General features: G+C 37.1%; 9 protein-coding genes. 7 read left to right on the plus strand and 2 right to left on the minus strand.

Annotated elements, in window-relative coordinates; genetic code table 11:
- On the plus strand, nucleotides 1–1,947 hold a 1,947-nt coding region (mrdA, locus tag Q0039_RS02960; protein WP_297508826.1), incomplete at its 5' end, for a penicillin-binding protein 2.
- Nucleotides 1,944–3,209 carry a rod shape-determining protein RodA gene (gene rodA, locus Q0039_RS02965; protein ID WP_297508829.1) on the plus strand — a complete coding sequence of 422 codons (1,266 nt, stop codon included), beginning with the start codon at nucleotides 1,944–1,946 and terminating at the stop codon, nucleotides 3,207–3,209. The genes mrdA and rodA, both read left to right, overlap by 4 nt.
- A 74-nt stretch (nucleotides 3,210–3,283) precedes the next feature.
- Here rodA and Q0039_RS02970 read toward each other — a convergent pair whose 3' ends face one another.
- Entirely contained in the window at nucleotides 3,284–5,455 is a 2,172-nt protein-coding gene (locus Q0039_RS02970) for a carboxy terminal-processing peptidase (RefSeq protein WP_297508832.1), read from the minus strand.
- Between the two features lie 147 nt (nucleotides 5,456–5,602).
- Between Q0039_RS02970 and surE the strand changes: the two genes are divergently transcribed.
- From surE to Q0039_RS02995, 5 genes are read left to right on the plus strand one after another with little or no spacing between them, the layout of a single operon-like run.
- Nucleotides 5,603–6,373 (plus strand): 5'/3'-nucleotidase SurE, encoded by a 771-nt coding sequence (surE, locus tag Q0039_RS02975; protein WP_297508835.1) that lies wholly within the window; start codon nucleotides 5,603–5,605, stop codon nucleotides 6,371–6,373.
- 1 nt (nucleotide 6,374) lies between these two features.
- Nucleotides 6,375–6,647 (plus strand): hypothetical protein, encoded by a 273-nt coding sequence (locus Q0039_RS02980; RefSeq protein ID WP_297508838.1) that lies wholly within the window; start codon nucleotides 6,375–6,377, stop codon nucleotides 6,645–6,647.
- Between the two features lies 1 nt (nucleotide 6,648).
- Nucleotides 6,649–7,770: a lipid-A-disaccharide synthase gene (gene lpxB / locus Q0039_RS02985; protein WP_297508841.1), complete on the plus strand. Its 1,122-nt coding sequence runs from the start codon at nucleotides 6,649–6,651 to the stop codon at nucleotides 7,768–7,770.
- 34 nt (nucleotides 7,771–7,804) lie between these two features.
- Nucleotides 7,805–8,488 (plus strand): C40 family peptidase, encoded by a 684-nt coding sequence (locus tag Q0039_RS02990; protein ID WP_297508844.1) that lies wholly within the window; start codon nucleotides 7,805–7,807, stop codon nucleotides 8,486–8,488.
- 27 nt (nucleotides 8,489–8,515) lie between these two features.
- Nucleotides 8,516–10,513, plus strand: coding sequence for a ComEC/Rec2 family competence protein (locus tag Q0039_RS02995; protein ID WP_297508846.1), 1,998 nt, complete (start codon nucleotides 8,516–8,518; stop codon nucleotides 10,511–10,513).
- On the opposite strand, the gene Q0039_RS03000 is transcribed toward Q0039_RS02995, so the two are convergent.
- Nucleotides 10,514–11,017 carry a thioredoxin family protein gene (locus Q0039_RS03000; protein ID WP_297508849.1) on the minus strand — a complete coding sequence of 168 codons (504 nt, stop codon included), beginning with the start codon at nucleotides 11,015–11,017 and terminating at the stop codon, nucleotides 10,514–10,516. It lies immediately after the preceding gene.
- Nucleotides 11,018–11,164: the final 147 nt, after the last annotated feature.

The raw sequence follows: 11,164 nt of genomic DNA on the forward strand, positions 1-11,164 counted from the left end.
ATCATTCTTGCCAGTTTATTATTGATTCGGATTTTTTATTTACAAATTATTGATGATTCCTTCAAACTAAAATCGGAAAATAACGCAATAAAAATTAAATATGATTATCCAGAACGCGGCTATGTATATGATCGTAATGGCAAATTATTAATCGCCAATCAACCCTCCTACGATATCATGGTGGTTCCCCGAGAAGTTAAAAATTTGGACACGCTAGCCTTTTGTCGACTCTTGGATATTGATACCGATTTCTTTTTAAAAAAAATGGAAAAAGCACGCATTTATAGTCCGATGCTGCCTTCTGTTTTTCTGCCTCAATTAAACAAACTCGAATATGCAGCCTTTCAAGAAAAAATTAGAAAATTTCCCGGCTTTTATATTCAAAAGCGTTCAATTCGTGATTATCAAGTAAGCTATGGTGCAAATGTATTTGGATTTATAGCACAAGTAAACGAGGCCATCGTATCGAAAAATCCCTACTACAAACCTGGAGATTTGATTGGAAAACAAGGAATTGAACAAAGTTATGAGGAAGTTCTTCGGGGTCAAAAAGGAGTAAAACACATTCTCCGCGATAAATTTAACCGAGAAATAGGCTCCTACAAAGATGGTAAATACGATACCATTGCAAAACAAGGCTATGATATTACCCTGACTATCGACGGTGCGCTTCAGAAGTATGGTGAAGAATTAATGGTCAATAAATGGGGAGGGATTGTGGCTATCGAGCCCAAGACGGGTGAAATTTTGGCATTGGTAACATCTCCAAACTATGACCCTTCATTACTTGTAGGTCGCCAACGCTCAAAAAACTATAGCGTTTTGTACCGCGATTCTATCGCCAAACCTTTGTATGACCGGGGACTTTTGGCACAATATACACCTGGTTCCCCATTTAAAATTCTAACGGGATTAGTGGCTTTACAAGAAGGGGTAATTAGAGATAGTACGCGCTTTGTTTGTCATCATGGTTTTAGCTATGCCCGAGGACGTTTTATGCGGTGCCATTGCTCGGGTGGACCCGTTCAACTGCATCGTGCTATCTATGAATCGTGCAACACTTTTTTCTCCAGTTCCTATATCAAAATTATCAACAAGTATAACAATCATGGTTATGCGGTAGATTTGTGGGCAAAACATTTAAAAAGTTTTGGATTAGGCGATTTCATGGGGTATGATTTACCTATAGGAGTTCGCGGCAATATTCCCAATTCAAAAATATATAACCGTACTTATGCGGGTTGGAAATGGGATGGGAAAACAATTGTTTCCAATGCAATTGGTCAAGGGGAGGTACTTATGAGTCCGATACAGTTAGCCAATTTCATGGCTGCAATTGCCAATCGAGGTTACTTTTACACACCGCATATCATTAAAAAGATTAAAGGACAAACCATAGATGCTAAATTTCGCAAGAAACATACCACAACTATTGATCGTAAATATTTTGACCCAATAATTGAAGGTATGCATGCTGTTTATGGACCGGGAGGAACTGCTTCGGGTTTAGGGGTTGAAGGAATCGAAATTTGTGGAAAAACAGGAACCGCAGAAAACTTCATGATTATTAATGGTAAGCGCACCAAGTTGCAGGATCACTCAATTTTTGTTGCTTTCGCCCCAAAGGATAATCCAAAAATTGCAATTGCTGTTTTTGTTGAAAATGGATATTGGGGTAAACGTTGGGCTGGTCCTATTGCGACATTAATGATTGAACGCTATTTAAAAGGGAAAATCACTCGTACTGATTTTGAGAAAAGAATGTTAGAAGGAAGTCTCAAAGATCAATACAATAAGCGTTATCCTCTTAAGCATCAAGATAGTTTAGGCATTTTAAACGCCCGAGTAAAAGATAGTATCGCACGCGAAAAACGCCTAATTGATTCGTTAGCAGGCAAAAACCCTAAAGAAATTAAAAAGGATACGGTTAAAAAGAAATCGCCATGAGAAACCAAAGTGTAACTAGCAACATTGATTGGATCAGCATTGTGATTTACAGTACTCTGGTGATTATGGGGTGGTTAAATATTTATTCCTCTTCCTTGTCAGGTGCTCCAGAAGATGCTTCGATTTTTGACTTTAGTCAGATTTATGGAAAACAATTTCTCTTTATCCTATTTTCAATACCGATAATTTTTACGATTCTTGCGGTAGAAGCCAAGTTTTATGAAAAATATTCCATTATTCTTTTTGCTATTTCACTACTAACACTTGCCGGGTTGTTTGTGTTTGGAAAAACCATTGCCGGACAGCGCTGTTGGTATGGTATTGGAAGCTTTACATTACAACCCTCAGAATTTGCGAAAGCAGCTACGGCACTCGCGTTGGCAAAGTATTTGAGCGATGTACAGGTGAATTTACGTGAAATGAATCGTCAAATTCAAGTATTTTTTATTGTATTTCTGCCGGTAATGCTAATCCTACCCCAACCCGACCCAGGAAGTGCGCTAATTTATTCTGTATTCTTCATTGTTTTGTATCGCGAAGGATTACCGGGTTGGTACTTGGTAACGGGTTTCATCGCTATTATCCTTTTTATTTTAACATTGGCTTTTAACAATCCTTATATTGTGATTGGCTTGACCGCATTGGCTTTGGTTGTCAATCATTTCCGCAGTCGCTTGGTTGACCGAAATATTTTTGCAAGTATTTTGCTGTTTTTAATGATTTCAGTATTCGCATTTTCGGTAAATTTTGTTTTTAATAATGTTTTTAAACAGCACCATCGCGACCGATTCAATATTCTATTAGGAAAAGAAGTCGACATGAAAGGGATTGGCTATAACACCAACCAATCAGAGATTGCTATTGGGTCTGGGGGATGGATTGGGAAAGGCTATTTAGAAGGTACGCAAACGAAAGGAGGTTTTGTTCCCGAACAACACACCGATTATATTTTTACCACAGTAGGAGAAGAATGGGGATTTGTGGGAAGTTTATTTGTGATCGGACTTTTTGTAGGTTTAATTCTTCGGATAATTTATTTGGCCGAACGACAGAAAACAAAATTCAGTAGGGTCTATGGGTATTGTGTGGCTGGAATCCTTTTTATTCACTTCTTTGTAAATATAGCCATGGTTATAGGTGTATTTCCAACGATTGGGGTACCTCTTCCTTTTTTCTCGTACGGAGGTTCTGGACTTTGGGGTTTTACAATTTTGTTATTTATTTTTCTAAAAATGGATGCCAATAAAGTAAATGAATGGTAGGTTTATAAAAATGTTTTCAAATAAAAAATGCCCCAATAAATTAGTTGGGGCATTTTAGTTTTTGATAATTTCTATTAGGACTTGATTGCTTTTTCTTTTTTTACTTGATTGGTTACTCCTTTGTTGGAACCGTGTTGTAAATCGTCCAAAACGTGAATTGCTTCTTCAATATAAATATCTTTGGATAAACTTTCGTGCCAACGTTGTCGTTTTTCTTTCAAGGTAGCATCAGTTTGCATTTGAACTGCTTCATCGGGCAATGATTTAAATTCAAACGTATTCGAATAATCAGCAATTGACTTGAATTTTTTATTTACCTCATCCAAATGTTTCTGCTCTTGTTTATATTTATCAATTTGTAAACTAAACGTTGAGTCGTCATTGCGTTCATCCAACCATTTTGCATTTTCATCAATCAGTTTCATTTGTGCACTAGCGGCTATTCGTTTTCTACTATTAGTTAAAGCATAATCATAGTTGGGTTGATTGGGCCAAATTTTATATTGAGCGGCATCAATTTTATCCCAGGGCATTGCATTGTCGATATCGCGTTCACCCATTTTCAAATAGGCATATTTGTCGGGCATTATAACATCACTTTTTACTCCTTCTAATTGGGTTGAACCCCCATTAATTCGGTAGAATTTTTGAGTCGTTGTCTTTAATGCTCCTAAATCGCCTACAGCACTTCCACGAACAAACTGATTCAAATCAATTACGTTTTGAACGGTACCTTTACCATAGGTTTGTTTTCCCCCAACAATTACTGCACGTTTGTAATCTTGCATCGCTGCAGCTAAAATTTCTGAAGCAGAAGCTGAAAATTCATTTGTCATAATCACCAAAGGACCATCCCACGCTACTTTCGGATTACGATCATAAAGCACTTCTTTTCTTCCAGCTGCTGAACGCACTTGAACAATAGGGCCTTGATCTATAAATAAACCTCCAATATCGACAACGGTTTTTAATGAACCGCCACCATTATCTCGCACATCAACAATCATCCCTTGAACACCCGCAGCTTTCAATTTTTCAACTTCTATAGCTACATCTTTAGCGGCGTCACGGCTATCCTTATTTTCAAAATCAATATAGAATTTGGGCAAATAAATTATGCCATATTTAACGCCATTTTTTTCTACCACACTTGAACGCGCATACGTTTCTTCAATTTCAACTTCGTCTCGAATTATTGAAATCACTTTTAAGGATCCATCTTGTTTTTTAACCGTAAGACGCACTTCTGTCCCTTTTGGACCTTTAATTTTTTTCACAACATCATCTAAGCGCATACCAACAACATCAACAGGTTCGGCATTGCCTTGGGCTACTTTTAAAACGACATCACCTGCTTCTAATTCTTTCCCTCTCCAAGCGGGACCCCCTGAAATTAATTCGGTAATTTCAGTAAAATCATTTTTCTTTTGCAAGCGGGCTCCAATACCTTCTAATTTACCGCTCATACTCACATCAAATCGTTCTTTTTCGTCGGGTGCAAAATAGGAAGTGTGAGGATCAAAACGGGTTGTAATGGCATTAATGAAAACCGAAAACCAATCAGAACGCGTTAAATCTTTAATAAAATCAAAGTTCTCATTTAGCGATTTCAAAGCACTCTCGCGGGTTTCTTTTTCCAATTCCTCATACGACTTCACTTCGATTTTTGCATCTTTTTTGTCCGTTCCTTTTTCTTGAAGTTTTTGTTTTTCAACTAAAGAAGCTAATGTAGACAACTTCACTTGTTTTCTCCATCGTTCCTTTAAAGCTGCTACATCTTTGCAATATGGAGCATTTTCATAATCGGTATTTATTGATTCATCTACACGGTAATCAATCGGATTCTCTAAAATCTCGCGGTAGTAGGTCCGACTTTCTTCCATGCGTTGTACTAAACGGTTATAGGTCAAATTGAAAAACGTAAGATCGCGATTCATGATCTGGTCATCAATTTTGGTTTCGTATACAGAAAACGCATCGATATCCGATTGCAAAAAGAACCGCTTTGAGGGATCTAGTGCTTCGATATATTCTTTATAAACTCCTTTTGAAAAATTATCGTCAATCGTTGACGGATTATAATGTCCTTTTTCAATTACATAGGTTAATAACTCCAAAAGTAGCTTGTCTTTTTCGGGATCCCCATCTTTTGATTTGGGCATAAAACTCCACAACCCAATGGCCACAACGAGCACCACCAGAATCTTTTTAAAGTGTCTTTTCATAAAGTTCACAATTGCATTCATTTATAATTCTAAATTACATAAAAAACCATGCCAGCTCTACCGAAGAGTGACTAAAGTTTTGTTAAACCTGCACTTTTGTCAAAGTTAAGGAAATTGTAACGTATCAGTCCCAAAATACGTACTTTTGTTACAACAGAAATTGTATTTATGCATTCAAAACCTATAATTCTTGTTACTAATGATGATGGCATTGACGCACCGGGTATTCGTTGCTTAATTGACGTTATGCAAGAAATTGGCGAAGTATATGTTGTGGCCCCCGACAGTCCACAGAGCGGAATGGGACATGCAATCACAGTGAATGACACCTTGCATTTAAAAAAAATGACTGACACCGATACAGCTGTAGTTGAATACAGCTGTTCTGGCACTCCCGTTGATTGTGTAAAAATGGCCATTCATGAAATTTTGAAGCGCCAACCCGATCTTTGTGTTTCGGGCATTAACCACGGCTCCAATTCGTCCATAAACGTAATTTATTCAGGAACGATGAGTGCGGCTATTGAAGCTGGAATAGAAGGCATTCCTGCCATAGGTTTTTCGTTACAAGATGCTCGATGGGAAGCCGATTTCGAACCAACCCGCGCTTGGATTAAAAAAATTGCATTACAAGTAATTGAAAATGGTATTCCCAAAGGAACAATCTTAAATGTTAATTTTCCAAAATTACCCGAAGCTGCAATTAAAGGAATTCGAATTTGTCGGCAAGCCAATGCCTATTGGAAAGAAAAATTTGACAAGCGAACCAATCCTTTTGGAAAAGACTATTATTGGTTAACCGGAACGTTTGTCAATTTGGATAAAGGTGAAGATACCGATGAATGGGCTTTGGCCAATGGTTATGTATCAATTGTGCCTGTACAATTTGATCTAACGGCGCATCATGCGATTCCGTTACTTAATTCGTGGGATTTTTAAAATGAAAAGAAAAGCATTACTCTTCGGTTGTATAATAGGATTAGTAACGGCGGGAATTGGAATACTCGTGGTTCTTTTCACACTGACCGATTACCCAAATCATTTTAGCTTAAGCACAATTAGAGCTGAGGGCATATTGGGCAAGGTAATCACCTTAGGGTCGTTGTTAAACTTGGCAACCTTCTTTTGGTTTTTAAAGAAAAATAAAGAATTTTGGGCCTATGGTGTGGTTCTAGCAACATGCCTGCTAACCCTATTGACCGTATTGATTTAGCATGAAGTATTACATTATTGCAGGTGAAGCCTCAGGTGATTTACACGGTTCCAATTTAATGAAAGCCTTGTATCAAAATGACCCTCAATCGGAAATTCGGTTTTGGGGAGGTGATTTGATGCAAGCCGTTGGCGGAACTTTAGTAAAACATTACCGCGAATTAGCCTTTATGGGGTTTGCAGAAGTGGTAGCCAATTTAGGAACTATTCTTCGAAACATTTCGTTTTGTAAAAAAGATATTTCCGAGTTTCAACCCGATGTTGTTATCTTTATTGACTATCCTGGATTCAATATGCGCATTGCAAAATGGGCAAAAAAACAAGGGTTTAAAACCCATTATTATATCGCACCACAAGTTTGGGCTTGGAAAGAAAACCGAATCAAAGCCATCAAACGCGACTTTGATAAATTGTATGTTATATTACCATTTGAAAAAGATTTTTTTGAAAAAAAACATAATTATCCCGTTGATTTTGTTGGCCATCCGTTGATCGATGCAATTCATAATCATCCGGTTACCGATGAATCTGATTTCAAGACCACTAATAAACTTGATGATCGACCCATCATTGCTTTGCTTCCCGGGAGTAGAAAGCAAGAAATTTCCAAAATGCTCAAAGAAATGTTACGCATTGTATCTGATTTTCCAGAATATCAATTTGTAATTGCTGGGGCGCCAAGCCAAGAATATTTGTTTTACGAACCTTTTTTACAAGGAAAATCGATAAAGTTCGTTTCCAATAAAACCTATGATTTATTGCGTGTTGCGCATGCAGCTTTAGTCACCTCGGGTACCGCTACATTGGAAACCGCATTGTTTAAAGTTCCCGAAGTCGTTTGCTACCGCACTAGTAAAATTTCATATCAAATTGCAAAACGAATTATTACCTTAAAGTATATTTCATTGGTGAATTTAATTATGGACGAACTTGTGGTAACTGAGTTAATCCAAGATGACTTTAATTCGGTTCGGATCAAAGAAGAATTGCAAAAATTAGTTGACCCCATTTACCGGAATCAATTGCTAAAAAAATACGATGAATTGGAGCAAAAATTAGGTGGTTTGGGCGCTAGTCAAAAAACAGCGAACCATATTTGGAATAGTTTAACACCCCATGTTTAGCTCTTTTGCTTTATCTTTGCAAAAAAATTTAAAAATGCAAAAACTATTGGCTTTTATCATGGTTTCTCTGGTATTGGTGTCGTGTACTTCATCAAAACCTACCGTTATAACATCCAAAAAAGTGGCTATCCAAAAGAACCAATACAGTACTTATACCCCACAAAATAAACCTTCATCAACTGAAGTTGCTATCAAAGAACCTCCACGAAGAAAGGTGAAATCGGCTCCTGTGATTAAAGAATCGCATCCGAATTCTGAACATAAAATCAAAAACACTCCGGGTATCGTAAATCAAAACGAAGACGATATCATTATAGCTCACGAAGAGGACCCTTACTTTTCTGAACAATTGGTAAACAATGCCCTCGCCTTTATTGGAACCCCTTATCGCTCTGGAGGCACAAGTCGTGATGGTTTCGATTGTAGTGGATTGATGTTTACTACTTTTGAAACTTTTGAAATCATTTTACCCCGCAGCTCTCATGAAATGGCAAAAATTGGTCGCGAAGTAAACCGTGACGAAATTCGCCGAGGGGACTTAATATTCTTTCGAACAAATGGGAGTCGAACCATAAATCACGTGGGTATGGTGACCGAAGTTTCGGAAAATGAAATAAAATTTGTACATTCGTCAACACAACAAGGCGTCGTTATATCTTCCACAAAAGAGCCTTATTACCAAAGAACTTTCGCACAGGTGAATCGAGTTATCGAATAAGAACGTATTCACTAAACTGTCGGAAATATGAAAACCATTCAATTTCCGCTGATTCGAATTACACTAACATTTATTTCAGGAATTATCTTGAAAAACAATGTGCGTGTTAATCCTATTGTATTATATGTAGGAATTTTGATTACAGCGGTCTCATTAAGCGCCCTTTACATCCATACTCGTAAGAGAATCCGACCCCAGCCTTGGTTTGGGGTATTTACATTTTTCTTTTTTATGCTATTGGGAATGGTGACTGCACAGATTCATAATCAATTGCATCAATCGTCTCATTTTACCCATCATTTTAAAAAATCGCAAACAGTAAAAGTCATTTTTCAAGTTGAATCTGTATTGCGATCTACTACCCGAAACCATCGGTTTGTTGGAACTATTCAATCCATTAACGATAAATCGCTTTCAGGAAAAGTTGTGGTTACTCTTTCTAAAAAAGAAAACAAACCACAAGTTGGACTAACTTATGCTAGTTGGGCATGGTTAAATCTCAACAACACCCCTCCCAATCCTGGTCAATTTGACTATTCAAACTATCTAGAAAACAAACATATATTTGGCCAACTCTATGTAAAAAAAATAAAATCAATACCGCAAAAAAATAGTTCCATACGTTTTTTTGCTTCCGCAATCCAAAATCAAATTGCAAAAAATCTAGAGAATCATTTAGGGAAAAACGAACGCCCTCTTGTCATGGCCTTACTATTGGGCCAACAAAATGATATTGCGTCAGAAATCAATTCAGACTACCAAAAGGCAGGTGCAATACATATACTCTCTGTTTCGGGATTGCATGTCGGATTTTTGGTCATATTACTTCAATTTATCTTTCGTCTTCTACCCAATACATCTCCATTCCGCCGCTTAAAATTGCTGGTTACTTTAGTTGTATTATGGAGCTTTGGTTGTATTGCTGGTTTAGCTCCATCGGTATTACGGTCGGTCACGATGTTTTCATTTGTGGCCATTGGGCATCATTTACGACGTACCGTTAATATTTACAATACATTATGTATTGCGGCCTTTTTGATTTTGCTTTGTGAACCCAATTATTTATGGGATGTTGGTTTTCAACTTAGTTATTGCGCCTTGTTTTTTATTGTATGGCTACAACCCTTAATACAGCAGTTATGGGAGCCAAAATATAAAGTGATGCGCTATTTTTGGAATCTTACTACAGTTTCAATTGCAGCACAACTAGGAACACTACCCCTATCATTTTATTATTTTCATCAATTTCCCGGATTATTTTTAGTAAGCAACTGGCTTATTCTTCCACCCTTGGGACTACTCCTTCTATTGGGATTCCTACTCTGCATCTTTGCCTATGCTAATGTATTTTGGGAGCCGTTAACAAATGCTGTTCAATGGAGTGTGGAACAAATGAATGGCGTAATTCATTGGGTTGCGCAACATGAAAAATTTGTAATTCAAGATATTCCGATGCAATTACCATTTGTGATTTTACTCTATGCGTTCGTGTTTTCTGTAGTTCATTTTATTCAAAAACGTAACTATCCAAACTTTTGTTGGCTTGTAGTATTGCTTTTAGGACTGCAATGCAATTGGATGGTCATTCAATACCGAAATTCGGAAGAAGAATTGGTGGTGTATAATTTACGAAAACGACATTTCATTACTTGGAAACACAACCGAGAAATTGATACTTTAGGTAACAATAGTTCCTTTGAAAAACCATTAGACAACTATAGATTAGCCAATACATTTACACCTAAAGTTATTCGTAAAAGTCCGATTCAACGCTTGTATTGTAATGGGCAGAAAATAGTTGTAATTGATAAAAAGGGTGTTTTTCCTATTCAGTCCGTTGATTATATTGTGCTTATACAAAATCCGAAATGTCATTTGCACTATTGGTTGGAAACACATGCTGTTAAAGGTGTAATCGCTGACGGAAGTTCGTCAAATTCCCTGAAAAAATTATGGAAACAAAGTTGTAAAAAATTAAAAATCCCTTTTCATGATACGAGTGAAAAGGGACCTTTTATGCTATAACTATTTTTTAGATTTTTTGCCTTTAGGTTTGGGATCGGGAATATACCGTGCAATCATTTCATTGGCACCGGCTAACCATTTTTCAGGACCACCTGCAACATATCCTGTTTGTCCTAATTGCTCAAAATTGGTTTTTCCGTCGACCGAAGTTGGCTTAACAAAATAAACACTTGGATAACCTCTTACTTGAAAGACTTGTTGCATTTGCATATTCTGTTGCCGAAGTGCATCCGATTGAGCCGTTCTTCTTGGAAAATCCAATTCGACTAGAATAACTTTTTCTTTGGCCCATTGAACAAACTCTGGTTTTTTAAACACTTCGCTTTGTAAACGAATACACCAACCACACCAATCACTTCCAGTAAAAAATAAGAACATTGGCTTTTGTTCTTTGCGCGATAACTCTACCGCTTTATTAATATCGGTGTGCCATGTTAAACCGTCTTGCGCTTGCAAGGATTGTAGTCCTATAATTAGCACTAGTGTGATCACAATCTTTCTCATAATTTCCTAAATATTAAGGTCCGAATTTACAAATTATTTCACGTCTTGCATCAATTTTCGGACCAAAGGTGAAATAGCAATTAATACGACACCTGCGATTAATGCATAAACAGCCAATTGACAATAACCGTCAGTATAGGTAATTAA

Source organism: Flavobacterium sp., from assembly GCF_027484945.1.
Taxonomy (GTDB): domain Bacteria; phylum Bacteroidota; class Bacteroidia; order Flavobacteriales; family Flavobacteriaceae; genus Flavobacterium.